A 23,710-nucleotide genomic window follows, 5' to 3' on the forward strand; every position below is an offset into this window, starting at 1 on the left:
GCATCCGGCAGCTCCCCCAGCCCCATGGCCACCGGCGATCTCTACATCGGACTGATGTCGGGCACCTCGCTCGATGGCGTGGACGGCGTGCTCGCCGACTTCTCCGACGGCGGGATCTCGGTCACCGGCTACGCCACCGCTCCCTTCCCGGTCGGCCTGCGCGGCGAGCTGATGGCCCTCAACACCCCGGGCGACAACGAACTGCACCGCGCGGCGCTGGCCGGCAACGGGCTGGCGCGCGTCTACGCGGGCGTGGTCGAGCAACTGCTGGCCGATGCCGGCCTCGAACCCGGCGCGGTGCGTGCCGTCGGCGTGCATGGCCAGACCGTGCGCCATCGGCCCGGCGAATTCGACGAGGTCGGCTACACGCTGCAGCTCAACAACCCTTCGCTGCTGGCCGAGCTCTGCGGCATCGACGTGGTGGCCGACTTCCGCAGCCGCGACCTCGCGGCCGGCGGCCAGGGCGCGCCGCTGGTGCCGGCCTTCCATCGGGCGCTGTTCGCCGGGCCCGGCGAGCCGATCGCGGTGCTGAACCTCGGCGGCATCTCGAACCTGAGCCTGCTGCCGGCCAGCGACGCGCCCGAGGGCGCGGTGGTGCTGGGCTTCGACTGCGGCCCCGGCAATGCGCTGATGGACCACTGGTGCCAGCGCTACCACGGCCAGCCCTTCGACCTCGACGGCCAGTGGGCCGCGAGCGGCAAGGTGCTGCCCGAACTGCTCGCGCGGCTGCAGGGCGAGCCCTTCTTCGCCAAGGCCCCGCCCAAGAGCACGGGGCGCGACCTGTTCAATCCCGAATGGCTGGCCGCGCACGTGGGCACCGGCGCGGCCGACGCCCCGGTCGATGTGCAGGCGACGCTGGCCGAGCTGACGGCCAGCACCTGCGCGGCAGACCTCCTGCGCTACGGCAACGAGAGCAAGCTGCTGATCGTCTGCGGCGGCGGCGCGCTCAACGGCCACCTGCTGTCGCGGCTGCGCGCCCTGCTGCCGGGCATTGCCGTGGTGGCCTCGAACGAACGCGGCCTGCCGCCGCAGCAGGTCGAGGCGGCCGCCTTCGCCTGGCTGGCGCGCGCCACGGTGCGGCGCGAGAGCGGCAACCTCGCCAGCGTGACCGGCGCGCGCGGCGCGCGCGTGCTGGGCGCGATCTACCCGGCCTGACTCAGCCCTGGCCGGAGACCTCGGGCTGCGCGGGCCGTGGCGCCCGCACTTCCGCCGGTAGATGCCAGAAGATGAGCGCGGAAGCCACCGTGATCAGGCCCATGCTGGCGAAAGTGGCCTGGAAGGCATCGAGCGTGCGCACCGCGGTGTCGGTGCCGAAGATGCCGTTGTAGCCCGCCAGCACCGCGCCCGCAGCGGCCACGCCCATGCTCATCGCGAGCATCTGCACCATCGACAGCAGGCTGTTGCCGCTGCTGGCCATGCTGCCGTCGAGGTCCTTGAGGGTGATGGTGTTCATCGCCGTGAACTGCAGCGAATTGACCGCGCCGAAGAACAGCAGCTGCAGCACGTGCAGCGCGACGGGCTGGCCCGGCGCCGTGAGGCCGAAGCTGGCCATCGCGAGCCCCACCAGCACCGTGTTGACCACCAGCACCTGGCGGTAGCCGTGGCGCGTGATCAGCGAGGTGGCGAAGCGCTTCATCGCCATGCCGGCCAGTGCCACCGGCAGCATCATCAGCCCCGCGCGCACCGGCGAATAGCCCATCGACACCTGCAGCAGCAGCGGCACCAGGAAGGGCATGCAGCTGCTGCCCAGGCGCGAGAACAGGTTGCCGAGCAGGCCGATGCTCAGGGTCGGCACCTTGAACAGCGAGGGCGCGAACAGCGGCTCGGGCGTGCGCGCCGCGCGCAGCCAGTAGGCCGCCACGCTCGCGAAGCCGAAGACCAGCACCACCATCACGCCGCCCTGGCGCAGGCCGAGCTCGGCCACGCCGTCGAGGGAGAGCGAGATCGCCACCATGCCGAAGGCCAGCAGGCCGTAGCCCACGCCATCGAAGCGCCGCAGCGCGGCACCGCGCAGGTCGGGCATGAAGCGCAGGGTGGCGATGCAGCCGGCCAGGCCCACCGGCACGTTGATCAGGAAGATCCAGTGCCACGACGCGTACTGCACCAGCCAGCCGCCCAGCGTGGGCCCGAGCAGCGGCCCGATCAGGCCGGGAATGGCCACGAAGCTCATCGCCTGCAGGAATTCACCGCGCGGCACGGTGCGCAGCAGCGCCAGCCGCCCCACCGGCAGCAGCAGCGCGCCGCCGAGCCCCTGCACCACGCGCGCGGCCACCAGCTGGCCCAGCCCGTGCGAGAGCGCGCACAGCACCGAGCCCAGCGCGAACAGCACGATGGCCGCGAAGAACACGCGCCGCGTGCCGAAGCGGTCGGCGATCCAGCCCGAGGCCGGGATCAGCATCGCCATCGTCAGCGCATAGGCCACCACCACCGACTGCATGCGCAGCGGGCTCTCGCCGAGGCTGGCCGCCATCGCCGGCAGCGCCGTGTTGATGATGGTGGCGTCCAGCGTCTGCATGAAGAAGCCCACCGCCACGAGCCACAGCAGGCTCTTGCGGGCGGGGGCGACGGCGGTGTTGGCTACGGCGGTGTCGGGCGGCATGGGCTGAGATGAAGGCGCAAAGCAAAAAGCCGCCCGGAGGCGGCTTGGTGGGGGGACGGTGCGCTGTGGGCAGGCACCATCGGTCGGATCAGGCCGAGAAGCTGGAGCCGCAGCCGCAAGTGCTGGTGGCGTTCGGGTTCTTGATCACGAACTGGGCGCCCTGCAGGTCTTCCTTGTAGTCGATCTCGGCGCCGACCAGGTACTGGTAGCTCATGGCATCGATCAGCAGCGACACGCCGTTCTTGGTCATGGTCGTGTCGTCTTCGTTGGTGATCTCGTCGAAGGTGAAGCCGTACTGGAAGCCCGAGCAGCCGCCACCCTGGACGAACACGCGCAGCTTGAGGTCGGGATTGCCTTCTTCGGCGATCAGGTCGGCCACCTTGGCGGCCGCGCTGTCGGTGAAGACGATCGGTTCGGGCATCTGGGTCTGGATGTTTTCGGCAAGGGCGCTCATGAGGGGAAACTCCTGGAGAGGGGCCGGAACATGCGGCCAAGGGAGGGAATGCTACTGCAATGCGGGCTTTGGAGCCGGGGCTGCAGGCGGTGCACCCAATGCAAGTGGGGTCGCAACCACACGAGGGCAAGGCCGGCTCGAGCCGCGATGCCCATGAAAAAACCGCCCGAAGGCGGTTTTCTCGGCAGGCCGAAGGCTGGAGATCAGCGCTTCGAGAACTGCTTGCGGCGGCGTGCGGAGTGCAGACCGACCTTCTTACGTTCGACTTCACGCGCATCGCGGGTGACGAAGCCGGCCTGGCTCAGCACCGGCTTGAGGCTCGCGTCGTAGTCGATCAGCGCGCGGGTGATGCCGTGGCGGGTTGCGCCGGCCTGACCCGATTCGCCACCGCCGTGCACGTTCACCATGACGTCGAAGGCTTCGAGGTTGTTCGTCAGCGCCAGCGGTTGCTTGGCGATCATGATCGAGGTCTCGCGGCCGAAGAACGCTTGGATGTCCTTGCCGTTGACCGTGATCTTGCCGGTGCCCTTCTTCAGGAACACGCGAGCGACGCTGGATTTGCGACGGCCGGTGCCGTTGTTCCATTCACCAATCATTCTCAAGGCTCCTTACAGTTCCAGCACTTTGGGCTGTTGGGCGGTGTGCGGATGCTCTGCACCACCGTACACCTTGAGTTTCTTGATCATGGCGTAGCCGAGCGGGCCCTTGGGCAGCATGCCCTTGACGGCCTTCTCCAGCGCGCGGCCGGGGTGCTTCGACTGCATGTCGCGGAAGTTCGTCGCCGTGATGCCGCCCGGGTAACCCGAGTGACGGTAGTACACCTTGTCGATGGACTTGGCGCCGGTGACGCGCAGCTGTGCTGCATTGATGATGACGATGAAGTCACCGGTATCGACGTGAGGCGTATAAATGGCCTTGTGCTTGCCGCGCAGACGGAGGGCAACTTCGCTGGCTACCCGTCCGAGGACCTTGTCGGTCGCGTCAATCACAAACCACTCGTGCTTCACGTCAGCGGGTTTTGCGCTGAACGTGGTCATGAGATTTCTCTTTTCTTAAGAGGGTTTGGCGGGCCCTTTTCCACGGTCGGTTTTCCTCTGGTGGGAATCTCTTAGGTGGTGGAAGTACTTCGCCGCGGGGCCACAAAAACGCTGCGAAGCCCGCGATTATACGAAGAATCGGGGTTGGCGGGCAATTTTCCCGCCGGACGCCTCCCGACGCCCGGTTCGCCCTCAGCGCCAGACCCGCACCAGTTCCAGCGTTTCCCGGGCCATCCCCAGGTAGACGCGACGGTATTCGGCCTCGAAGCGGACCACCCGCGCCATGTCCGGCGAGTAGTAGGCCGTCGCCTTGAAAGGCAGCGCCTGCGCCGGCCCGTTGCCCACGGCGGCGAACATCCAGCCCTGGTAGGCGATCTGCTGCACGGTCAGGTCCGCGCCGTCGACGGTGAGGCGGCTGGTGCCGACCACCGAGGCGTCGAGCTCGAAGCGCGCCTTCTCGCCGTTGGAGGCGGTGTATTCGCTGCGCCAGCGCATGCCCGGCGCGAGCGCCGGCCGGCCCCACCCATCGGGCGGCGAGGCCGAGTCGAACAGCCCGCCGGCCGGCGAGGACACCGAGACGAGCTGGCCATCGGCCTTCTCGATCCTGGCCCCCTGGTTGAACAGAATGCGGTCGCCGTCGATGCGGTCGACGCGATAGTGCACCGGCGTGCGGACCTGCGTGAAGCCGTCGATCAACGCGTATTCGAGCGAATTGCCCTGGCGGAGCGCGAGAGGGCCCTGGGGCTTCGCGGCCGCGAGAGCCGGTGACGGCGCCACAACGGGAGGCGTCGGCGCTGGCGCTGGAGGAGATGCCGGCAACGGCGCGGCAACGGGCGTCGCCGCCACGACCGCCGCCTCCTCCTTGCGCTCGGCCGTGGCCGGCAGATTCGACCGCACCACGGTACCCGCCGCCACGGTGTTGTCGCGGTGATCGCCACGGTCGTAGAGGCGGTCCTCGCCGAACACCAGCCGGACCCAGGTCGGGTAGGTGTAGGCCGCGCCGGTGCCCACGTCGACGGCCGCGCCCAGCACCCCGCCGAGCAGGATGTTGCCGGCCAGCCCGGCATTGGCGCGCGACACCGCCTGGCCCGTGGCCGCGGGCTGGCCGCTCAGCTCGCAACGCATCATCAGGTTGCCACCCGAGCGGCGCACCAGGGCGCTCTGCCCCGACAGCACCGAAGCGCTGCCCTTGTCGTTCGACAGCCGGCAATCGGCCCCCACCAGGGTCTCTCCCTTCGCGGTGAAGGTCTCGACCTTCACCGGCTGCTCGGTGCCCTGGGTGACCGACGCGCACCCCGTCAAAATAGACAGCACGCCCGCACCCGCGCACAGGCCCCAGAATCTCCACCCTGCTCCACGCATTTGCGCCCCTCTTGTTAATTAATGTTTCCGGCGCGCGAGTCTAGCGATGCCGCCGGCTGCATGCCTCCACCTTTTAGGTATTTTTTCTCATGTTCAGCTACCGCCACGCCTTCCATGCCGGCAATCACGCCGACGTGCTCAAGCACATGGTGCTGATCGCCACGCTCGATCACATGCTCGAAAAGGAGACCGCCCTGACGGTGGTCGACACGCACGCGGGCGCGGGCCTGTACCGGCTCGATGGCGACTACGCGGGCACCAGCGGCGAGGCCGCCGAGGGCGTGCTGCGCCTGGTCGCCGACCCCAAGGCCGCGCCGGCCCCGGCGCCCGCTCCCGCAACGACCGCGGCCGCCAAGAAGGCGGCCAAGGAAGCCGAGGCTCCGCTGGCCGATGCGCTCGCGCGCTACCTCGAGGTGATCCACGACTTCAATGCCAAGGGCGGCGCCCGCGTCTATCCGGGCTCGCCGTTCATCGTGCAGCACCTGCTGCGCGACCACGACCGGCTCAAGCTGTTCGAGCTGCATCCCACCGACAGCCGCACGCTCACGGCCAACATCGCGCAGCTCGAGGCCGGACGCCAGATCGCGGTGCTGCACGAGGACGGCTTCGGCAGCGCGACCAAGTTCCTGCCGCCGCCCTCGCGGCGCGCGCTGGTGCTGATGGACCCGAGCTACGAGCTCAAGACCGACTACGGCCGGGTGCTCGATTTCGCGGCCGAGGCGCTCAAGCGCTTCGCCACCGGCACCTACGCGGTCTGGTACCCGATCATTCCGCGGCCCGAGGCGCACGACCTGCCGCGCCGCCTCAAGACGCTGGCCACCAAGGCCGGCAAGTCCTCGCTCAACGTCACGCTGACGGTCAAGTCGAGCAAGATCACGACCGCGCCCAGCGGCGAAACGCGCCGCCCGGGCCTGCCGGCCAGCGGCATGTTCCTGATCAACCCGCCCTACACGCTCAAGCCGCTGCTCGAGGCCGCGCTGCCGCAGCTGGTGCAGAAGCTGGGACAGGACCGCAACGCCGGCTTCACGGTCGAAGCCGCGGGCTGATCCGCGCGGCGGCCGTTCAGCGTCGCCGTACCGGCGCGCGCCGCGCCGGCGCCTTGCGGGCCGCCGCGGGCTGGGCCTGCGGCCGCACCGGCGCCACGTCGAGCGACGGCGTGTCGGTCTCGCCCGGCTGCGCCAGTTCGCCATCGCAGCGCATGCCTTCGCGGTCGATGACGGTCAGCGCCACCTGCTTGATGCCCAGGCTCGCGAGCCCGATGCGGTCGGCCGCGGCGCGGCTCAGGTCGATCACGCGGCCCTGCGTGTAGGGGCCGCGGTCGTTCACGCGCACCAGCACTTCCTTGCCGTTGACGAGGCTGCGCACGCACACGCGGGTGTTGAAGGGCAGGGTCTTGTGCGCGGCCGTCAGGGCGCCCATGTCGAAGCGCTCGCCGCTGGCGGTGCGGCGCTGGTGGAACTGGATGCCGTACCACGAGGCCCCGCCGCGCTCGAAGATCTCGCCGCGCGGTTCGTCGCCCGGCAGGCCATCGCTCGGCAGCTCATCGGGCCCGGTCACCGCGAGGTCGTAGCGCACCGAGGGCACGTTCGAACGCGGCTCGGCGCCGGGCGGCACGGTCAACTGGCGCGGGATCGGCGACAGGCTCTCCTGCGCCACGGTGCCCGACGCCGTGCCGCCCTCGGTCGCCGGCGGCATGGCGCAGCCCGCGAGCGCGCAGGTGCAGGCCACGAGCGCGGCGCGAAGCCCCGCGCGCAGCGAGCCTGGCGCCCGCGCCGCCCCTCTCAATCCAGGCGCTCCAATACAGCCAGCGTGGCCGCCGACTGGTTCATCGTGTAGAAGTGCAGCGCCGGCACGCCGCCCTCGCGCAGCCGCGCGCACAGGTCGGTCACGACATCGAGGCCGAAGGCCTTGATCGAGGCCGTGTCGTCGCCGAAGGCCTGCAGCCGCAGCCGGATCCAGCGCGGGATCTCGGCGCCGCAGGCGTCCGAGAAGCGCATCAGCTGCGTCGAGCTGGTGATCGGCATGATGCCGGGCACGATCGGCGTGTCGATGCCGAGCGCGCGCGCCTCGTCGACGAAGCGGAAGTAGGCGTCGGCGCTGAAGAAGTACTGCGTGATCGCCGAATCGGCGCCGGCCTTCACCTTGGCCGCGAAGGCCTGCAGGTCGGCCTCGGGCGAACGCGCCTGCGGATGCACCTCGGGATAGCAGGCCACCTCGATGTGGAAGTCGCGGCCGGTCTCCGCGCGGATGAAGGCCACGAGGTCGCTCGCGTACTGGAACTCGCCACCGGCGCCGTAGCCGCTGGGCAGGTCGCCGCGCAGCGCGACCAGCCGCTTCACGCCCATGGCCTTGAGCTCGGAAAGCTGCGCGCGCACCGTCTCGCGCGTGGCGCCGATGCACGAGAAATGGCTGGCCGCGTCCACGCCTTCGGACAGGATCTCCTGCACCGCGCCGAAGGTGCCCTGGTGGGTGGAGCCGCCCGCGCCGTAGGTGACCGAGCAGAACTCGGGCTTGCGCGCATAGAGCTGCTGGCGCGCCGCGCGCAGCTTGACCGCGCCTTCGGGCGTCTTGGTCGGGAAGAATTCGAAACTCAGCGGAAGGCGCACCTGCGTCTCCTAGGAACCGCCCGCGCCCGTCGCGCGCACGGCGTGAATGAAAAACTCGCGGTTGCCGTCGCCGCCGGCGATCGGGCTGTCGAACCAGCGCAGCACGCGCAGCTCGAGCGCGGCGCAGGCATCGCGCAGGCGCTTCTCGACGATCTCGTACATCGCCGCGTCGCGCACGATGCCGCCCTTGCCGACCTGGCCCGGCTGCAGTTCGAACTGCGGCTTGACCAGCATCAGCAGCTGGCCGTCGTCCGCGAGGAACTGCACCACGGCCGGCAGCACCAGCGTGAGCGAGATGAAGGACAGGTCGCCGACGATCAGGTCGAAGCGCTCGTCGAAGGGCTCCTCGCCCTCTTCCTGCAGGTCATCGGCCGAAAGCGCGCGCGCATTGACGCCTTCGATGGCGAGCACGCGCGCGTCCTCGCGCAGCTTCGCATGCAGCTGCCCGTGGCCGACGTCGATGCCCACCACCCGTGCGGCGCCGCGCTGCAGCAGGCAGTCGGTGAAGCCGCCGGTCGACTGGCCCACGTCGAGGCACAGCTTGCCGGCGGCATCGACGCCGCTGGCCTCGAGCGCGCCTTCGAGCTTGAGCCCGCCGCGCGAGACGTAGCGCGCCTCGGCCGCGTCGTCGAGCTCGAGCTCGGCCGACTCGGGCACCTCGTCGCGGTTCTTCACGACCGAACGCCACGCATCGGTCGAGCCCGCATCGCGCCAGCGCATGCCGCCGGCGATGAGCCGCACGGCCTGCGAGCGCGAGGCGGCGAGGCCGCGTTCCACCAGCAACTGGTCGGCTCGCATGCGCGGCGATCAGTAGCGGTAGCTGTCCGGCTTGTAGGGGCCGTTCTTGCTCACGCCGATGTAGGCGGCCTGGGCGTCGGTCAGCTCGGTGAGCATGGCGCCAACCTTCTTCAGGTGCAGGCGCGCGACCTTCTCGTCGAGGTGCTTGGGCAGCACGTAGACCTTGCCGGCCTGGTAGGCGTCGGGCTTGGTGAACAGCTCGATCTGCGCGATGGTCTGGTTCGCGAACGACGATGACATCACGAAGCTCGGGTGGCCCGTGCCGCAGCCCAGGTTCACCAGGCGGCCCTTGGCCAGCAGGATGATCTTCTTGCCGTCGGGGAAGGTGATGTGGTCGACCTGCGGCTTGATCTCTTCCCATTCGTACTTCTCGATCGACGCGACGTCGATCTCGTTGTCGAAGTGGCCGATGTTGCAGACGATGGCCTGGTCCTTCATCTTCGCCATCGTGTCGTGCGTGATGACGTCCTTGTTGCCGGTGGTGGTCACGAAGATGTCGGCCTTGTCGGCCGCGTATTCCATGGTCACGACCTTGTAGCCTTCCATCGCGGCCTGCAGCGCGTTGATCGGGTCGATCTCGGTGACCCACACCTGCGCCGACAGCGCGCGCAGCGCCTGGGCCGAGCCCTTGCCCACGTCGCCATAGCCGGCCACGCAGGCCACCTTGCCGGCGATCATCACGTCGGTCGCGCGCTTGATGCCGTCGACCAGCGATTCGCGGCAGCCGTAGAGGTTGTCGAACTTGCTCTTGGTGACCGAGTCGTTGACGTTGATGGCGCGGAACAGCAGCGTGCCCTTGGCGCTCATCTCGTTGAGGCGGTGCACGCCGGTGGTCGTCTCTTCGGTCACGCCGATGATCTCGGCCGACTTGCGCGTGTACCAGGTCGCATCGACGGCCAGCTTGGCCTTGATCGCGGCGAAGAGAATGCGCTCTTCCTCGCTGCCCGGGTTGGCGATCACGCCCAGGTCCTTCTCGGCGCGCTGGCCCAGGTGCATCAGCAGCGTGGCATCGCCGCCGTCGTCCAGGATCATGTTCGGGCCTTCGCCCTTCGAGTCCTTGGGACCGAAGTCGAAGATGGCGTGGGTGTAGTCCCAGTAGTCCTTGAGCGACTCGCCCTTGATCGCGAACACCGGCGTGCCCGACGCGGCGATCGCGGCGGCCGCGTGGTCCTGCGTCGAGAAGATGTTGCACGAGGCCCAGCGCACCTGCGCGCCGAGGGCCTGCAGCGTTTCGATCAGCACCGCGGTCTGGATCGTCATGTGCAGCGAGCCGGTGATGCGCGCGCCCTTGAGCGGCTGGCTCTTGGCGAATTCCTCGCGGATGGCCATCAGGCCGGGCATCTCGGTTTCCGCGATGCGGATTTCCTTGCGGCCCCAGGCGGCGAGCGAAAGGTCGGCGATCGCCTGGTCGGCGGACGAAACAGGGGTGGGCTTGAGAACAGCGCTCATGTGAAGTGAACTCCAGAACTGTGTTTGAACGAGGCCACTGCGTCGGGGGAAAAAGACTCACCGCGAGAACAGCGGATGAGCGTGGTTGCGATGGGTCCGAGCCTCACGCCTGGCGGCGCTGCAACGCTCCTCGGAAGCGGCGGATTGTAGACGTGCCGGACACGGGCGCCAACGGCCGGGGCTTCCCACATCACGGAACGCGAGGGCGCGCCAACACCCCGTGTCATGCAGGGCTCAGAGTCGAGGCGTACAACGCTGCTTGCATTCCTTTTCCGCGAAAGCCCCTCCGATGCGTTCATCCCGCCTTTCCCTTCCCTCGTCGTCCACCGCGCGCCGCGCGCTCTGCACGGCGGCCCTGCTGGGCCTCGCCACCTTGCCGGGCCTGTCCTTCGCGCAGGCGCAGACCGCGCAACCCGTGGTGCGCGTGCGCGGCACGCTGGTCTACGCCGATGCGAGCAAGCTCGTCGTCAAGGACCGCGGCGGCGAGGTCGTGAGCCTCGCGCGGCCCGCGGACATGCCGCTGTCGGAGGTCTATCGCATCAAGCTGTCCGACATCAAGAAGGGCAGCTTCATCGGCACCGCCGCGATGCCGCAGGCCGACGGCACGCAGAAGGCGCTCGAGGTGGTGGTGTTCCCCGAGGCCGCGCGCGGCACCGGCGAGGGCCACTATCCGTGGGACCTGCAACCGCAGAGCACCATGACCAACGCCACCGTGGCCGACCTCGCGGCCGCGCCGCGCTCGGTGCGCGGCGGGCAGCAGCTGCGCCTGTCCTACAAGGGCGGCGAGAAGACCGTGATCGTGCCGCGCGACGTGCCGGTCGTGACCTTCCGCGCCGGCACCGAGGCGCTGCTGGTGCCGGGCGCCAAGGTGCTGGTCAATGCGCAGGAGCGCAACGGCACGCCGACCGCGCTGCGCGTGGTGGCCGGCCGCGACGGCTTCACGCCGCCGATGTAAGCCGTTGCCGCTACCCGCCGGCGCTCCGGCGAGCGCCGGTGCCGTGGCGCACACCATCCCTTCGGGAAATCCCCCAGGCAAATCCGCGGCCGCGATCGCCGCGGCAGGGTCGCCGCGGCGTATCGTGGCGGCGGACCGCGCGCGTGCGCGGCCGGTCCCGCCACCATCTTGTCCAACGACCTCAGGAGATTCCGCACCATGGCCACTGCCAAGAAAGCCGCCGCCAAGAAGACCACTGCCAGCAGCAGCAGCGGAAGCGCCGAGAGAAAGGCGGCCCCGAGCGCGGCCGACATGCTCAACCCGCTCAAGGGCATGGCCGAGCGGCTGCAGAACCTCAACATGACCGACGGCGCGAGCAAGCTGCTCGACAGCGGCCGCAAGGACCTGCAGGCGCTGATGCAGGCCAACGAGAAGTCGTTCCAGGGCCTGCAGACCGTGGTGCAGCGCCAGACCGAGATGATCAAGAGCGCGATCACCGACTGGCAGGCGGCCGCCAAGGACATCCCCGGCAAGGATCCGAAGGAAAGCCTCGCCAAGCTCGACGCGCTCGGCCGCCAGTCGTTCCAGCGCGCGGTCGACGACATCAAGGAACTCGCCAACCTCGCGGCCAAGTCGCAGGCCGACGCCTTCGAGGTGGTGCGCCAGCGCATCCAGTCGAACGTCGACGAGGTCACGAAGATGCTGCAGCGCAAGTAGCGCGCGGCCCAGGCGCCGCGCCGGCGCACGGCGCGGCCTTCCGACGACGAACCTCGGTGTGCGGCCATGACCCAGTCCTCCTCTCCCCTCGACCCCATGGCGATCTGGCGCGAGCTCACCGCGCAATGGGAAAAGAGCACCAACGCGTTCGCCAACGAGGCCATGGCCTCCGATCCGTTCCGACAGGGCATGCACGGCGGCATGAACGCCTCGCTGGGCGCGCAGAAGGCGCTCGGCGACCTGATGGCGCGGCTGCTCACGATGCTGAACCTGCCCACACGCGCCGACCTGCAGGCGCTCTCCGAGCAGCTGCAACACATCGACGATCACCTGGCGCGGATCTCGCGGCAGCTCGAGGAGAGCGGTGCGCGCGGCGCGGCGCCGGCGCCGCGGCCATCGGCGCCGAAGCGCACGAAGCAGCCGCCCGCGGCCGCACCGAGCGCTCCCGCGAAGAAAGCCCCGGCCCGCACCCGCCGCCCGCGCCCATGAGCACGCCCGCCGCCGAACTGCCGGTGCTGCCCGACCTGCGCGCCGAGATCGAGCGCACCATCCAGCGCAACATCAAGGGCCTGGATTTCCTGACCAGCGCCACGCCCGCGGTCGGGCTCACGCCCAAGGACGAGATCCATCGCCGCGGCACGCTGAGCCTCTACCACTACCGGCCGATGGTCGACGAGATCTACCGCGTGCCGGTGCTGATCGTGATGGCCACCACCAACAAGGGCTACATCCTCGACCTCGCACCGGGCCAGAGCATGGTCGAGCACCTGCTGCGGCAGGGCTACGACGTCTACATGATGGACTGGAACGCGCCGCGGCCGCAGGAGAAGCGGCTGTGCATCGAGGACTACGTGCTCGACTTCATTCCCGACTCGATCCGCCGGGTGCAGCAGCGCTCGGGCGAGGAGGACGTGACCATCGTCGGCTACTGCATGGGCGGCGTGCTCTCCACGCTCTACGCGGCGCTGCATCCGGGCGGGCCGCTGAAGAACCTCGCGCTGTTCACCACGCCGATCGACTTCAGCCGCATGACCATGTTCCATGCCTGGTCGGATCGCCGTTATTTCGACGTCGACCGGCTCGTGGACAGCGTGGGCAACGTGCCGCCCGAGATGCTGTTCGCCTCCTTCGACATGCTGCGCCCCGCGGGCCGCGGCGCGGGCCTGGTGCAGCTGTGGGACAACATGGCGAACGACGAATTCGTCAAGTCCTACCGCATGTTCGACCGCTGGGGCGCCGAGATGCTGCCGCTGGCGGGCGAGTACTTCCGCCAGACCGTGAAGGAGCTGATGTGGGGCAACAAGCTGCTGAAAGGCGAGCTCTCGATCGGTGGACGGCCGGTGCGCCTCGCCGACATAGAGGTGCCGGTGCTGCATGCGCTCGCGCAGCACGACCACATCGTTCCCTATGAGGCGGGCGCGCCGCTGATCGCGGGCATCGGATCGGCGGACAAGGAGGAGGTGGTGCTCAAGGGGGGCCATGTGAGCCTGGCCGCGGGACCGAACGCGGTGCGCCGGCTGTGGCCGAAGCTCGACGAATGGCTGGGAGTGCGATCCACATGACGAATGCCGCAGACACCTCGACGAACCCGGGTTCGACCCGGCTCTATCCGCGCACGCTGCCGCATGCCGATGGCGAGATCGCGCTGCGCCGCATGGACGCCGCCGATGCCGGCGCGGTGCTGGCCTTCGCGCAGGCGCTGCCTGCGCACGACCTGCTGTTCCTGCCGCGCGACATCACGCAGCCCAAGGTGATGGACGCCTGGGTGCGCGCCATCGCGCGCGGCGACATCGACAGCGTGCTCGCGGTGCGCGACGACAAGGTGCTGGGCTGCGCGGCGGTGATCCGCGATCCGCATTCGTGGTCGCGCCACGTGGCCGAGCTGCGCGTGCTGGTCGAGCCTGCCCTGCGCGGCAGCGGCCTGGGCCAGCAGCTCGCGCAGGAAGGCTGCGCACTCGCGATGGAACAGGGCCACGAGAAGGTGGTGGCGCAGATGACCGTGGACCAGCGCGGCGCGATCGCGGTGTTCCAGGCGCTGGGCTTCCGGCCCGAGGCACTGCTGAGCAAGCACGTGAAGGACCGCGAGGGCCGCGCGCACGACCTCGTGGTGCTGTGCCAGGACGTCGCGCAGGTCGAGGCGCAGATGCAGGCCTACGGGGTGACCGAGGTGTTCTGAACGGGCGGGTCGAAGCGGCCTTGCGCGGCGAAGGCATCGAGCGCGCGCGCCATGCGTTGCGCCATCGCGGGATGGAAGGGATCGTGGCCCGCGCCGGGCACGGTCTCGAAGCGGCTCGCGGGCAGCAGGCGCTGTACGGCTCGAGCGGCGGCCGGGCGACAGGTCCGGTCGAGCTCACCGTGCAGGAACAGCACCGGATGGTCGCGCAGCGCGTCGAGCGCGCCCCAAGCCACCGCGTCGCCGTCCGCGAGCCAGCAGCGGTGCGCGAGGTAGTGCGCCATCACCTTGTAGCGATCGATCGCGCGTTGCAGCGCATCGCCTTGCGGCTCGGGCGCGGCGCCGGACTGTCCGCCCTGCGCGTGCTCCCAGGCCAGCCAGGCGAGCGTCGCGCGCGCTTGCGGCGCGAGGTCGTCGTCCGCGAACACGCGGCACAACGCGGGCAACAACGGCGCGCCCTCGGCCAGCGAGACCGCGTCGGCCAGCCGCGACCATGCTTCGGGATAGCTCGCGCGCGCCCCCTCGAAGCTCCAGTGCAACTCCGAGGCATTCGGCACGAACAGCCCGCGCAGCAGCAGTCCGTCGACCGCCGCGGGATGACGCGCCGCATAGGCCAGCGCCAGCGTCGCGCCCCACGACCCGCCGACCACCAGCCAGCGCTCGATGCCCAGGTGCCGCCGCAGCGCCTCGATGTCGGCGATCAGCAGCTCGGTGCGGTTGTGGCGCGTCTCGCCGCGCGGCGTGCTGCGCCCCGCACCGCGCTGATCGAAGGCGACCACGCGATAGCGCTGTGGATCGAAGCCGCGCGCGAGCGCGGGCGAACCGCCCGAGCCCGGCCCGCCATGCAGCACGAGCGCGACGCGCCCCTCGACGGCACCGGTGGTCTCCCAGTGCAACCGATGGCCCTGGCCCACGTCGAGCCGGCCCGCGCCATCGCATGTAGAACCAAGTGCCTCCAGCATGCGGCCGATGCTACGCCGTCGGACCACGCCCACGCCACGACGGGTACTGCAACCACGCTGCGCGCACCACTCAAACTGGGTATGCTGTCCGCGGAGCGCGCTTTCGCCGCTTCCGAAGGCGTCCATCGACCTTCGCCTGCGAATGGAATTCCTCAAGGAGACTTCATGACCTGGACCACCCCTCAAGCCACCGACTTCCGCTTCGGCTTCGAGATCACGATGTACGTGGCGGCGCGCTGAGCGCCACGCCCTTTCCGGCACGGCCCGCTTCGGCGGTCCGTGCCGGTTTCGCTTTCCCCTCCCCCTTCTCTCGCGCCGCGTCGCGGCGCTGCACCGCATGCACATCCGCGTCCTGGGCGCCGCCGCCGGTGGCGGCTTTCCGCAGTGGAACTGCAATTGCGCGAACTGCGCCGGCCTGCGCGCGGGCACCGTGCGCGCCCGCGCGCGCACGCAGTCGTCGATCTGCGCCAAGGGCGACGTGGGCGACGACTGGGTGCTGGTCAACGCCTCGCCCGACATCCTCGAACAGATCAAGGCCACGCCCGCGCTGCAGCCCGGGCGCGGCCCGCGCGACACCGGCATCGCGGGCGTGGTGCTGGTCGACGGGCAGATCGACCACTCGACCGGCCTCTACATGCTGCGCGAGCGCGGCGCGCCGCTGCCGCTGTGGTGCACCGGGCCGGTCCACGAGGACCTCACGCAGGGCAACCCGATCCTGCGCGTGCTCTCGCATTTCTGCGGCGTCGCGCACCACGAGCTGCCGCTCGACGGCCGCGACTTCGAGGTGCCGGGCGTGAGCGGCCTGGCGCTGCGCGCGCTCGCGCTGGTCGGCAAGGCCGCGCCCTACTCGCCGCACCGCGAGCATCCCGTGCCCGGCGACAACATCGGCCTCACGCTGACCGACACCGCGAGCGGCCGCAGCGCCTTCTATGCGCCGGGCCTCGGCGCGCACAGCCCCGAGGTCGATGCCGCGATGCGCGCGGCCGACTGCGTGATGGTCGACGGCACCTTCTGGCGCGACGACGAGATGATCGCGCTGGGCTTCAGCCGCAAGACCGGCCGCAGCATCGGCCACCTGCCGCAGTCGGGACCGGGCGGCATGCTCGAATGGCTGGCCGACCTGCCCGCGCGCACGCGCAAGGTGCTGATCCACATCAACAACACCAACCCGATCCTCGACGAGGACTCGCCCGAGCGCGCCGAGCTCGACTGGCGCGGCATCGAGGTCGCCTTCGACGGCATGGAGATCGTGCTCTGAGCACGACGAACGAACAGCCAGGACCCAGGAGCCCATCATCGCCCTCATCGACATCTCCCTCGCGCCGCCGCGCACGCCCAGCGGCGAGCCGGCCTGGAGCCACGCCGAGTTCGAGGCGCAGCTGCGCGCCAGGGGCAAGGCCTATCACATCCACCATCCGTTCAACCGCATGCTCAACGAGGGCCGCGCCACGCCCGCGCAGGTTCGCGGCTGGGCCGCGAACCGCTTCTACTACCAGATCGCGATTCCCGTGAAGGACGCGGCGATCCTCTCCAACTGCCCCGAGCGCGAGGTGCGGCGCGGCTGGGTGCAGCGCATCGTCGACCACGACGGCAGCGGCGACGATCCCGGCGGCATCGAGGCCTGGATCGGCCTCGGCATCGCGACCGGCCTCGCGCGCGAAGAGATCGTCGACCTGCGCCACGTGACGCCCGCGATGCGCTTCGCGGTCGATGCCTACGTGAACTTCGCGCGCCGCGCGCCCTGGCAGGAGGCCGTGTGCTCCTCGCTGACCGAGCTGTTCGCGCCCGAGATCCACAAGCAGCGGCTGGCCGGCTGGCCCGAGCACTATCCGTGGATCGAGCCCGGCGGCCTCGCCTACTTCCGCAACCGCGTGAGCCAGGCGCGGCGCGACGTCGAGCAGGGCCTGGCGCTCACGCTCGATCACTTCGCCACGCGCGCGCAGCAGGAGCGCGCGCTCGACATCCTGCAGTTCAAGCTCGACATCCTCTGGGCCATGAACGATGCGATGGCGCTGGCCTATGGCGTGACACCGGCCGCCGAGGGAGGTGCCGCATGAGCGCGCCCACGCTCGACAGCCGGCCCGGCATCGCCGACGGCTTTCGGCTGCAGTGGGAGCCCGCGCAGGACTGCCACGTGCTGCTCTACCCCGAGGGCATGGTCAAGCTCAACCAGAGCGCGGGCGAGATCCTCAAGCGCTGCGACGGCCAAAGCGACGTGCGCGCGATCGTGCTCGACCTCGAGGAATGCTTCGACACCACCGGCCTCGGCAAGGAGGTGCTGGCCTTCCTCGAGATCGCGCTCGCGCAGCGCTGGGTGGTGCTGAAATGAGCGCGACGACGGCACTGCCGGGTCCGCCGCTGTGGCTGCTGGCCGAGCTCACCTACCGCTGCCCGCTGCACTGCGCCTTCTGCTACAACCCGGTCGATTTCGCCGGCCATGCCGACGAGCTGCCCACCGAGGACTGGCTGCGCGTGCTGCGCGAGGCGCGCGAACTGGGCGCGGTGCAATGCGGCTTCTCGGGCGGCGAACCGCTGCTGCGCGACGACCTCGAAGTGCTGGTGGCCGAGGCCCGGCGCCTGGGCTACTACACCAACCTGCTGACCTCGGGCGTGGGCCTGAGCGAGGCGCGCGCGGCGGCGCTCAAGGCCGCGGGCCTCGACCACGTGCAGCTCTCGTTCCAGGACTCCACGCGCGAGATGAACGACTTCCTCTCGCACACGAAGACCTTCGACCTCAAGCAGAAGGTGGCCGGCCTGATCAAGGCCAACGGCTGGCCGATGGTGCTCAACGTGGTGATCCACCGGCTCAACATCGACCACATCGACCGCATCGTGGAGATGGCCGAGGCCATGGGCGCCGAATACCTCGAGCTCGCCAACACGCAGTACTACGCCTGGGCGCGCGAGAACCGCGCCCACCTGCTGCCCACGCGCGAGCAGATGCGCCAGGCCGAGGCCGCCACCGAGGCCTGGCGCCGCAAGCTCGACGGCCGCATGCGGATCTTCTTCGTGGCGCCCGACTACCACGAGGCCGCGCCCAAGAAGTGCGTGAACGGCTGGGGCAGCATGTTCATGACCGTCGCGCCCGACGGCACCGCCCTGCCCTGCCACACGGCGCGCATGCTGCCGGGCCTCGCGTTCCCGAACCTGCGCGAGACCAGCGTGCGCAGCGCCTGGCGCGATTCGGAGGGCTTCAACCGCTACCGCGGCACCGGCTGGATGAAGGAACCCTGCAGCAGCTGCGAGCGCAAGGAGCGCGACCTCGGCGGCTGCCGCTGCCAGGCCTACATGCTGGCGCACGACGCCGCGGCGGCCGACCCGGTGTGCGCCAAGAGCCCCGCGCACGGCGAGGTGCTGGAGGCGGTGCGCCGCGCCGACGCGGGCGAGCTGCCGGCGCAGCCGCTGGTGTTTCGGGATCCGAAGGCCTCGCGGCGCTTCGTCGCGGCCGACGACGCGCTGTCGCTGCCCCACGGGCACAACTGAGGGACAGGGGTGCGGTCCGCGGGGTGACCTGCGACAATCGCCGGTTCGCCCGACCGACCCCTTCTACCTGGCCCTACCGTGTCTTTCGCCTCCGAAACCCGCCGCCGCCGCACCTTCGCGATCATTTCCCACCCCGACGCCGGCAAGACCACGCTGACCGAGAAGCTGCTGCTTTTCTCCGGCGCGATCCAGATCGCCGGCTCGGTGAAGGCGCGCAAGGCCTCGCGCCACGCGACCTCCGACTGGATGGAGATCGAGAAGCAGCGCGGCATCTCGGTGGCCTCGTCGGTGATGCAGATGCTGTATCGCGACCACGTGATCAACCTGCTCGACACGCCCGGCCACAAGGACTTCTCGGAAGACACCTACCGCGTGCTCACGGCGGTCGACTCGGCGCTGATGGTGATCGACGCGGCCAACGGCGTGGAAGCACAGACCCGCCGCCTGATCGAGGTCTGCCGCCAGCGCGACACGCCGATCATCACCTTCGTCAACAAGATGGACCGCGAGGTGCGCGAGCCGCTCGACATCCTCGACGAGGTGGAGCGCGAGCTCGGCATGCCCTGCGTGCCGATGACCTGGCCCGTGGGCCAGGGCAAGAGCTTCCGCGGGATCATGAACCTGCGCACGCAGGCCATGACGGTGTTCGAGTCGGGCAGCGAACGCCTGCCGCAGGACTTCGAGACCATCCCCTTGAGCGAACGCGACACGCTGGCCAAGCGCTTCGGCGCCGACTTCGAGACCGCGATGGACAGCATGGAGCTCGCCACCGGCGCATCGCCCACCTGGGACCGCGAGGCCTTCCTCGCGGGCAAGCAGACGCCGGTGTTCTTCGGCTCCGGCGTGAACAACTTCGGCGTGATGGAAGTGCTCGACGCGCTGGTCGACCTCGCGCCCTCGCCGCAGTCGCGCACCAGCACCACGCTGGTCAATCGCCAGCCGGTGACGAAGGAGATCCAGCCCGAGGACAAGGACTTCGCGGGCGTGGTCTTCAAGGTGCAGGCCAACATGGACGCCAACCACCGCGACCGCATCGCCTTCGTGCGCATGGCCTCGGGCAAGTACACGCCGGGCATGAAGCTCAAGGTGCAGCGCACCGCCAAGGAACTGCGCCCCACCAGCGTCGTGACCTTCATGAGCCAGCGCCGCGAGGCGGTCGAGGAAGCCTACGCGGGCGACATCGTGGGCTTCACCACCCACGGCGGCGTGCAGCTCGGCGACACCATCACCGACGGCGCGAGCCTGCAGTTCACCGGCCTGCCCTTCTTCGCGCCCGAGCTGTTCATGACCGTGATCCTCAAGAACCCGCTGCGCACCAAGCAGCTGCAGCAGGGCCTGGCCCAGCTCGGCGAGGAGGGTGCGATCCAGGTGTTCCGCCCCGAAATCGGCGGCCCGATGCTGCTGGGCGCGGTCGGCCAGCTGCAGTTCGAAGTGGTGCAGCACCGGCTGAAGGCCGAGTACGACGCCGACGTGCGGCTCGAGGGCTGCCAGTACACCGGCGCACGCTGGATCACGGCCGACACGCCGGCCGAGCTGCGCGAGTTCGTCAACGCCTATCCGCAGCGCATGGCCAAGGACGCGGCCGACACGCTGGCCTTCCTGTGCACCTCGCCGTACGACGTGCGGCTGGCTCAGGAGCGCTTCCCGAAGATCCATTTCCACCCGCTGCGCGAACACGCGGGGCTGGCGCTGCAGAGCGCGGGCTGAGCAGGCAGGCTGCCGGGGTTCGCGCGCCACCCAGGAGAACGCCATGGACACCTACATCGAAGTCGCCGGCCAGGGCGACATCGCCGAGACCGTGGTCGAGCAGCGCGCCGCGCTCACGCTCACCGTGAAGGCCTCGAAGGCGGAAGCGGCCTTCGAGGAGGCGACCCGGCTGCGCAACGACACCATCCGCGCGCTCAAGGCCGCGGGCCTCGGCGCCGACGAGATCAGCGAGGGCGGCCGCGACACCTGGCAGCCGTGGTACCGCCGCAAGAGCGCGGGGCAGGAGGTCTCGCACCGCGTGCTGCTGCGCTGCCGCGACACGCAGCGCCTGTACCTCGCGATCGATGCGCTGCAGCCGCTGTTCGAGAACGCGCGCCATTCGCTCTCGGTCGACATGCTGCAGCCGCGCTTCGACGCCTCGGCCGAGGCCGAATCGGCAGCGCGCGCGGCCGCGATCCAGCAGGCGCGCGCCCGGGCGCAGGTGATCGCGCGCGAGGCCGGCGTGTCGCTCGGCTCGGTGGCGCAGGTCGAGGAACTCGGCGCCGACGCCGAACGCACGGGCTCCTATGGCGACTACGGCTTCGCGATGGCCGCGGCCGCGCCGCTGGCGGCCTCGCCGGCCGACGACTTCGAAGCGATCGACGGCGCCTCGCGCGTACGCCGGCTGCGCTTTCGCGTGCGTTTCCTGATCAGCTAGCTGCCCGTCGAGGCGTAATGCCTCAAGCCGAGCCCCCACACGCGAAACGCCAGCGCGAGGAAGACGAAGCCCGCCAGCGGCGACACCCAGCCCACCCAGTGCGGCGCGCCGAGCGGATCGGGCCGCCCGAGGATCAGCAGCGCGGGGTAATAGGCCACGCAGGCCAGCGGCACCGCGAAGGTGAGCAGGCGCCGGAACCAGCGCGCGTAGAGCGCCAGCGGGTACTGCGCCGCCTGCACGCCGCCATAGGTCAGCACGTTGGCGATCTCCAGGCTCTCGACGGTCCAGAAGGCCAGCGTGCCCTGCAGCACCAGGATGCCGAGGAACAGCGCCACGCCGCCGGCCAGCGCGAACAGTGCGACGGCCACCGCCTCGGGCGTCCAGGCGATGCCGGCCTGCGCGGTCGCGAAGCCGATCACCGCCAGCCCCTGCAGCAGCCGGCCCATGCGGCTGATGCGGAAGTCGTGGCCCATGAGCTGCAGCGCGAGCGGACGCGGGCGCAGCAGCAGGCGGTCGAAGGCGCCGCTGCGCAGGAACTCGGTGCCCAGCACGTCGAAGCCGCGGCCCAGGGCATCGGCCAGCGCGAACATGCAGTTGACCAGGCCATAGAACAGCGCGACCTCGCCGAGGGTCCAGCCGCGCACCTCGCCGAAGCGGTGGAACATGGCCCAGACCGCAACCACCTCGATGCCAGTGACGAGGAACTGGCCCACCGTCAGCATCAGCGCCGAGGCCGGGTAGCGCGCCTGCGCGCCGACCGAGGCCTTCACCAGCCGCAGGAACAGCGCGATCGATCCGGGGGACCTGCTCATGCCGCGCTCACCCGCCCTGCACCTGCAGCCGGCGCATGGTGCGCACCAGCAGCCAGTGGCCGGTGACCACCAGCAGCGCGATCCAGAAGCATTGCAGCGCCAGCCCCAGCAGCGCGTCGGCGCCGCGCAGCTGGCCGAAGTACAGCCGCGCGGGAATGTCCATCAGTCCGGCCAGCGGCTGCACCAGCAGCGCCGTCTGCCAGGCATCGGGCAGCAGCGCGAGCGGCAGCAGATTGCCCGACAGCACGATCACCAGTGGCGCCGACAGCGCGTTGATGCCGCGCTCGTTGAGCGCCGACAAGGTCGCGACGTTGAGCAGCATCACCATCGCGGTCGACAGCGCCAGCCCCAGCCCCATCGACAGCGCGAAGGCCAGCGCGGCCGCCACGCCCACCGGCGGCTGCCAGGCCCAGGCGCCGAGCCCCAGCAATGGCAGCGCGACGGCGGCGAAGCCCAGCATCAGCGCCGCACGCGGCAGCAGGCGCGCGGCGATCCAGCCCGCGCTGCGCGCATACCAGAGCGCATAGGCATCGACCGGGCGCAGCCGGTCGTAGGCCACCGAGCCGGTGCGCACCGACTGCGCCACCTCGGGATCGACCAGCCAGGGCATCAGCACCAGCAGGCCCTGCGCGAGCCAGGTGTAGGTGATGGCGTGCTCGAGCGACATCGGCGCCTGCGCGGCGGCCGAGGCGCCGCCGTAGAAGGCCGCGAACACCATCACCTTGATGCCGCCCCACCAGCACTGCGTGCCGAAGCCCGCGAGCGCGGCGGTGCGGTACTGCAGCATCTGCAGGAAACGCGAGGCGAAGGCCGCGGTGTAGGGGCGCGCGATCTCGCGCCATCCTTCCTTCATGCGTCGGCCGCTCCATGCATCGCATAGAAGCGCGCGATCACGGCCTCGATCGCCAGCCCCTCGAGCCGGATGTCCTCCACCGCATGCTCGGCCGCGATGCGCGCGATCAAGGCCGGCGCGGAGACGGCCGCGGGATCGAAGTCGAGCACCAGCGTGCGGCCGTCGCGCGCGTTCACGCGCACGCCGGGCCAGTGGGCGCCAAGGTCGTCGGGCAATTGCGCCTCCTGCGCGAAGTCGACCACCAGCCGGCGCTCGGCCAGCACCTGCGCGCGCAGCGCCTCGACCGGGCTGTCGGCCAGCACGCGGCCATGGCCGATCACGATCACGCGCCGCGCGAGCGCCTCGATGTCGTGCATGTCGTGCGTGGTCAAGAGCACCGTGGTGCCGCGCTCGCGGTTGGCGCGGCGCACGAAGTCGCGCACCGCGAGCTTCGAGGGCGCGTCGAGGCCGATGGTGGGCTCGTCGAGGAACAGGATCTCGGGCTCGTGCAGCAGCGCGGCCGCGATCTCGGCGCGCATGCGCTGGCCCAGCGAGAGCTGGCGCACCGGCTGGTCGAGCACGCGCTCGAGGCTCAGCAGCGCCACCAGCTCGTCGCGCGTGCGGCGATAGCGTTCGCGGTCGACGCGGTAGATGTCGCGCAGCAGGTCGAAGCCCTCGCCCACCGGCAGGTCCCACCACAGCTGAGTGCGCTGGCCGAACACCACGCCGATGCGGCCCACGTGGCGCTCGCGGTCGGCGAAGGGATCGCGCCCGTCGATGCGCACGCTGCCGCCATCGGGCCGCAGGATGCCCGAGAGGATCTTGATGGTGGTGGACTTGCCCGCGCCGTTGGGACCGATGAAGCCCAGCAGCTCGCCGCGCTCGAGCGCGAAGGACACGCCCGCGAGCGCCTCGACCGTGCGATGGCGGCGGTGCAGCAGGCCGCGCACGGCACCGAGCACGCCGGGGTCGCGCTCGGCGATGCGGTAGGTCTTGAGGAGGCGGTCGACGACGATCTGGGACATGGGCGGGCCGCGCCGGTGCGGTCTGCGCGACCGGCCGGCGGGGGCGGGATGCTACACGAAAGC

At 70.2% G+C, this 23,710-nt stretch carries 27 protein-coding genes and 1 riboswitch; of the genes, 14 read left to right on the plus strand and 13 right to left on the minus strand.

The genetic code is table 11. The features are described 5' to 3' along the window. The first annotated feature begins 24 nt into the window (after positions 1-24). A complete protein-coding gene (locus AC07RM_RS28160) occupies positions 25-1,155 on the plus strand; it encodes an anhydro-N-acetylmuramic acid kinase (protein ID WP_296781113.1) in 1,131 nt (376 codons plus the stop codon). A 1-nt stretch (position 1,156) separates the two neighbouring features. Here the strand turns inward: AC07RM_RS28160 and mdtD are convergent, their stop codons facing one another. From mdtD to AC07RM_RS28185, 5 genes are all read right to left on the minus strand, one after another. Next, positions 1,157-2,599, minus strand: coding sequence for a multidrug transporter subunit MdtD (gene mdtD / locus AC07RM_RS28165; RefSeq protein WP_093348058.1), 1,443 nt, complete (start codon positions 2,597-2,599; stop codon positions 1,157-1,159). Positions 2,600-2,687: 88 nt separating this feature from the next. Continuing rightward, entirely contained in the window at positions 2,688-3,053 is a 366-nt protein-coding gene (erpA, locus tag AC07RM_RS28170; protein WP_093348061.1) for an iron-sulfur cluster insertion protein ErpA, read from the minus strand. Positions 3,054-3,256: 203 nt separating this feature from the next. Continuing rightward, entirely contained in the window at positions 3,257-3,649 is a 393-nt protein-coding gene (gene rpsI / locus AC07RM_RS28175) for a 30S ribosomal protein S9 (RefSeq protein ID WP_093348063.1), read from the minus strand. A gap of 12 nt (positions 3,650-3,661) precedes the next feature. Continuing rightward, on the minus strand, positions 3,662-4,090 hold the full coding sequence (gene rplM / locus AC07RM_RS28180; RefSeq protein ID WP_057590758.1) for a 50S ribosomal protein L13: 429 nt from the start codon (positions 4,088-4,090) through the stop codon (positions 3,662-3,664). A 192-nt stretch (positions 4,091-4,282) separates the two neighbouring features. Next, on the minus strand, positions 4,283-5,350 hold the full coding sequence (locus tag AC07RM_RS28185) for a hypothetical protein (protein WP_495336650.1): 1,068 nt from the start codon (positions 5,348-5,350) through the stop codon (positions 4,283-4,285). 191 nt (positions 5,351-5,541) lie between these two features. On the opposite strand from AC07RM_RS28185, the gene AC07RM_RS28190 reads away from it, so the two are divergent. Continuing rightward, positions 5,542-6,498: a 23S rRNA (adenine(2030)-N(6))-methyltransferase RlmJ gene (locus AC07RM_RS28190; RefSeq protein ID WP_093348071.1), complete on the plus strand. Its 957-nt coding sequence runs from the start codon at positions 5,542-5,544 to the stop codon at positions 6,496-6,498. A 16-nt stretch (positions 6,499-6,514) separates the two neighbouring features. Here AC07RM_RS28190 and AC07RM_RS28195 read toward each other — a convergent pair whose 3' ends face one another. From AC07RM_RS28195 to ahcY, 4 genes are all read right to left on the minus strand, one after another. Beyond that, positions 6,515-7,147 (minus strand): septal ring lytic transglycosylase RlpA family protein, encoded by a 633-nt coding sequence (locus AC07RM_RS28195; protein ID WP_495336711.1) that lies wholly within the window; start codon positions 7,145-7,147, stop codon positions 6,515-6,517. A gap of 86 nt (positions 7,148-7,233) precedes the next feature. Further along, the gene (gene metF / locus AC07RM_RS28200) at positions 7,234-8,058 is read right to left on the minus strand and encodes a methylenetetrahydrofolate reductase [NAD(P)H] (protein ID WP_398499162.1); all 825 of its coding nucleotides are present in this window, start codon (positions 8,056-8,058) and stop codon (positions 7,234-7,236) included. A gap of 9 nt (positions 8,059-8,067) precedes the next feature. Beyond that, positions 8,068-8,856 (minus strand): TlyA family RNA methyltransferase, encoded by a 789-nt coding sequence (locus AC07RM_RS28205; protein WP_495336651.1) that lies wholly within the window; start codon positions 8,854-8,856, stop codon positions 8,068-8,070. A gap of 9 nt (positions 8,857-8,865) precedes the next feature. Then, positions 8,866-10,305: an adenosylhomocysteinase gene (ahcY, locus tag AC07RM_RS28210; RefSeq protein ID WP_093348078.1), complete on the minus strand. Its 1,440-nt coding sequence runs from the start codon at positions 10,303-10,305 to the stop codon at positions 8,866-8,868. Between the two features lie 70 nt (positions 10,306-10,375). After that, positions 10,376-10,443, minus strand: a riboswitch (S-adenosyl-L-homocysteine riboswitch). A 151-nt stretch (positions 10,444-10,594) separates the two neighbouring features. Here ahcY and AC07RM_RS28215 point away from each other — a divergent pair. The 5 genes from AC07RM_RS28215 (at position 10,595) to AC07RM_RS28235 (ending at position 14,132) form a co-directional block, all read left to right on the plus strand. Continuing rightward, positions 10,595-11,260, plus strand: a complete 666-nt coding sequence (locus AC07RM_RS28215) for a hypothetical protein (protein WP_495336652.1) — start codon at positions 10,595-10,597, stop codon at positions 11,258-11,260. Positions 11,261-11,458: 198 nt separating this feature from the next. Further along, positions 11,459-11,956 carry a TIGR01841 family phasin gene (gene phaP, locus AC07RM_RS28220; protein ID WP_093348084.1) on the plus strand — a complete coding sequence of 166 codons (498 nt, stop codon included), beginning with the start codon at positions 11,459-11,461 and terminating at the stop codon, positions 11,954-11,956. A gap of 66 nt (positions 11,957-12,022) precedes the next feature. Next, complete coding sequence (locus tag AC07RM_RS28225; protein ID WP_495336653.1) at positions 12,023-12,445, plus strand: hypothetical protein; 423 nt, start codon at positions 12,023-12,025, stop codon at positions 12,443-12,445. Next, positions 12,442-13,518 (plus strand): alpha/beta fold hydrolase, encoded by a 1,077-nt coding sequence (locus AC07RM_RS28230; protein ID WP_495336654.1) that lies wholly within the window; start codon positions 12,442-12,444, stop codon positions 13,516-13,518. The genes AC07RM_RS28225 and AC07RM_RS28230 overlap by 4 nt, the downstream gene beginning before the upstream one ends. Further along, positions 13,515-14,132 (plus strand): GNAT family N-acetyltransferase, encoded by a 618-nt coding sequence (locus tag AC07RM_RS28235; RefSeq protein WP_495336655.1) that lies wholly within the window; start codon positions 13,515-13,517, stop codon positions 14,130-14,132. Before AC07RM_RS28230 ends, AC07RM_RS28235 begins: the two co-directional genes overlap by 4 nt. On the opposite strand, the gene AC07RM_RS28240 is transcribed toward AC07RM_RS28235, so the two are convergent. Then, complete coding sequence (locus tag AC07RM_RS28240) at positions 14,108-15,091, minus strand: alpha/beta fold hydrolase (protein ID WP_495336656.1); 984 nt, start codon at positions 15,089-15,091, stop codon at positions 14,108-14,110. The genes AC07RM_RS28235 and AC07RM_RS28240 overlap by 25 nt on opposite strands. Before the next feature lie 165 nt (positions 15,092-15,256). Between AC07RM_RS28240 and pqqA the strand changes: the two genes are divergently transcribed. From pqqA to AC07RM_RS28275, 7 genes are all read left to right on the plus strand, one after another. Next, positions 15,257-15,331, plus strand: a complete 75-nt coding sequence (gene pqqA, locus AC07RM_RS28245) for a pyrroloquinoline quinone precursor peptide PqqA (RefSeq protein WP_172705269.1) — start codon at positions 15,257-15,259, stop codon at positions 15,329-15,331. 97 nt (positions 15,332-15,428) lie between these two features. Next, entirely contained in the window at positions 15,429-16,349 is a 921-nt protein-coding gene (pqqB, locus tag AC07RM_RS28250) for a pyrroloquinoline quinone biosynthesis protein PqqB (RefSeq protein ID WP_495336657.1), read from the plus strand. 34 nt (positions 16,350-16,383) lie between these two features. Next, positions 16,384-17,148: a pyrroloquinoline-quinone synthase PqqC gene (pqqC, locus tag AC07RM_RS28255; RefSeq protein ID WP_495336712.1), complete on the plus strand. Its 765-nt coding sequence runs from the start codon at positions 16,384-16,386 to the stop codon at positions 17,146-17,148. Beyond that, on the plus strand, positions 17,145-17,420 hold the full coding sequence (gene pqqD, locus AC07RM_RS28260; protein WP_093348099.1) for a pyrroloquinoline quinone biosynthesis peptide chaperone PqqD: 276 nt from the start codon (positions 17,145-17,147) through the stop codon (positions 17,418-17,420). The genes pqqC and pqqD overlap by 4 nt, the downstream gene beginning before the upstream one ends. Next, positions 17,417-18,574 carry a pyrroloquinoline quinone biosynthesis protein PqqE gene (pqqE, locus tag AC07RM_RS28265; RefSeq protein ID WP_495336658.1) on the plus strand — a complete coding sequence of 386 codons (1,158 nt, stop codon included), beginning with the start codon at positions 17,417-17,419 and terminating at the stop codon, positions 18,572-18,574. The genes pqqD and pqqE overlap by 4 nt, the downstream gene beginning before the upstream one ends. Before the next feature lie 78 nt (positions 18,575-18,652). After that, a complete protein-coding gene (locus AC07RM_RS28270) occupies positions 18,653-20,281 on the plus strand; it encodes a peptide chain release factor 3 (RefSeq protein WP_057590743.1) in 1,629 nt (542 codons plus the stop codon). A 43-nt stretch (positions 20,282-20,324) separates the two neighbouring features. Then, complete coding sequence (locus AC07RM_RS28275) at positions 20,325-20,978, plus strand: SIMPL domain-containing protein (protein WP_495336659.1); 654 nt, start codon at positions 20,325-20,327, stop codon at positions 20,976-20,978. On the opposite strand, the gene AC07RM_RS28280 is transcribed toward AC07RM_RS28275, so the two are convergent. From AC07RM_RS28280 to AC07RM_RS28290, 3 genes are read right to left on the minus strand one after another with little or no spacing between them, the layout of a single operon-like run. Further along, entirely contained in the window at positions 20,975-21,790 is an 816-nt protein-coding gene (locus tag AC07RM_RS28280; RefSeq protein ID WP_093348104.1) for an ABC transporter permease, read from the minus strand. The genes AC07RM_RS28275 and AC07RM_RS28280 overlap by 4 nt on opposite strands. A 7-nt stretch (positions 21,791-21,797) precedes the next feature. After that, complete coding sequence (locus AC07RM_RS28285; RefSeq protein WP_495336660.1) at positions 21,798-22,643, minus strand: ABC transporter permease; 846 nt, start codon at positions 22,641-22,643, stop codon at positions 21,798-21,800. After that, on the minus strand, positions 22,640-23,647 hold the full coding sequence (locus AC07RM_RS28290; protein ID WP_057590739.1) for an ABC transporter ATP-binding protein: 1,008 nt from the start codon (positions 23,645-23,647) through the stop codon (positions 22,640-22,642). Before AC07RM_RS28290 ends, AC07RM_RS28285 begins: the two co-directional genes overlap by 4 nt. Between the last annotated feature and the right edge of the window lie 63 nt (positions 23,648-23,710).

The sequence above is a fragment of the Variovorax sp. GW821-FHT09B05 genome (assembly GCF_059418265.1).

Excerpts from the sequence above, each read along its gene's own strand:
- AC07RM_RS28160 (WP_296781113.1), top strand. The coding sequence starts at position 25 with ATGGCCACCGGCGATCTCTACATCGGACTGATGTCGGGCACCTCGCTC.
- mdtD (WP_093348058.1), bottom strand. The coding sequence starts at position 2,599 with ATGCCGCCCGACACCGCCGTAGCCAACACCGCCGTCGCCCCCGCCCGC.
- erpA (WP_093348061.1), bottom strand. The coding sequence starts at position 3,053 with ATGAGCGCCCTTGCCGAAAACATCCAGACCCAGATGCCCGAACCGATC.
- rpsI (WP_093348063.1), bottom strand. The coding sequence starts at position 3,649 with ATGATTGGTGAATGGAACAACGGCACCGGCCGTCGCAAATCCAGCGTC.
- rplM (WP_057590758.1), bottom strand. The coding sequence starts at position 4,090 with ATGACCACGTTCAGCGCAAAACCCGCTGACGTGAAGCACGAGTGGTTT.
- AC07RM_RS28190 (WP_093348071.1), top strand. The coding sequence starts at position 5,542 with ATGTTCAGCTACCGCCACGCCTTCCATGCCGGCAATCACGCCGACGTG.
- AC07RM_RS28195 (WP_495336711.1), bottom strand. The coding sequence starts at position 7,147 with ATGCCGCCGGCGACCGAGGGCGGCACGGCGTCGGGCACCGTGGCGCAG.
- AC07RM_RS28205 (WP_495336651.1), bottom strand. The coding sequence starts at position 8,856 with ATGCGAGCCGACCAGTTGCTGGTGGAACGCGGCCTCGCCGCCTCGCGC.
- ahcY (WP_093348078.1), bottom strand. The coding sequence starts at position 10,305 with ATGAGCGCTGTTCTCAAGCCCACCCCTGTTTCGTCCGCCGACCAGGCG.
- AC07RM_RS28215 (WP_495336652.1), top strand. The coding sequence starts at position 10,595 with ATGCGTTCATCCCGCCTTTCCCTTCCCTCGTCGTCCACCGCGCGCCGC.
- phaP (WP_093348084.1), top strand. The coding sequence starts at position 11,459 with ATGGCCACTGCCAAGAAAGCCGCCGCCAAGAAGACCACTGCCAGCAGC.
- AC07RM_RS28225 (WP_495336653.1), top strand. The coding sequence starts at position 12,023 with ATGACCCAGTCCTCCTCTCCCCTCGACCCCATGGCGATCTGGCGCGAG.
- AC07RM_RS28230 (WP_495336654.1), top strand. The coding sequence starts at position 12,442 with ATGAGCACGCCCGCCGCCGAACTGCCGGTGCTGCCCGACCTGCGCGCC.
- AC07RM_RS28235 (WP_495336655.1), top strand. The coding sequence starts at position 13,515 with ATGACGAATGCCGCAGACACCTCGACGAACCCGGGTTCGACCCGGCTC.
- AC07RM_RS28240 (WP_495336656.1), bottom strand. The coding sequence starts at position 15,091 with ATGCTGGAGGCACTTGGTTCTACATGCGATGGCGCGGGCCGGCTCGAC.
- pqqB (WP_495336657.1), top strand. The coding sequence starts at position 15,429 with ATGCACATCCGCGTCCTGGGCGCCGCCGCCGGTGGCGGCTTTCCGCAG.
- pqqD (WP_093348099.1), top strand. The coding sequence starts at position 17,145 with ATGAGCGCGCCCACGCTCGACAGCCGGCCCGGCATCGCCGACGGCTTT.
- pqqE (WP_495336658.1), top strand. The coding sequence starts at position 17,417 with ATGAGCGCGACGACGGCACTGCCGGGTCCGCCGCTGTGGCTGCTGGCC.
- AC07RM_RS28275 (WP_495336659.1), top strand. The coding sequence starts at position 20,325 with ATGGACACCTACATCGAAGTCGCCGGCCAGGGCGACATCGCCGAGACC.
- AC07RM_RS28280 (WP_093348104.1), bottom strand. The coding sequence starts at position 21,790 with ATGAGCAGGTCCCCCGGATCGATCGCGCTGTTCCTGCGGCTGGTGAAG.
- AC07RM_RS28285 (WP_495336660.1), bottom strand. The coding sequence starts at position 22,643 with ATGAAGGAAGGATGGCGCGAGATCGCGCGCCCCTACACCGCGGCCTTC.
- AC07RM_RS28290 (WP_057590739.1), bottom strand. The coding sequence starts at position 23,647 with ATGTCCCAGATCGTCGTCGACCGCCTCCTCAAGACCTACCGCATCGCC.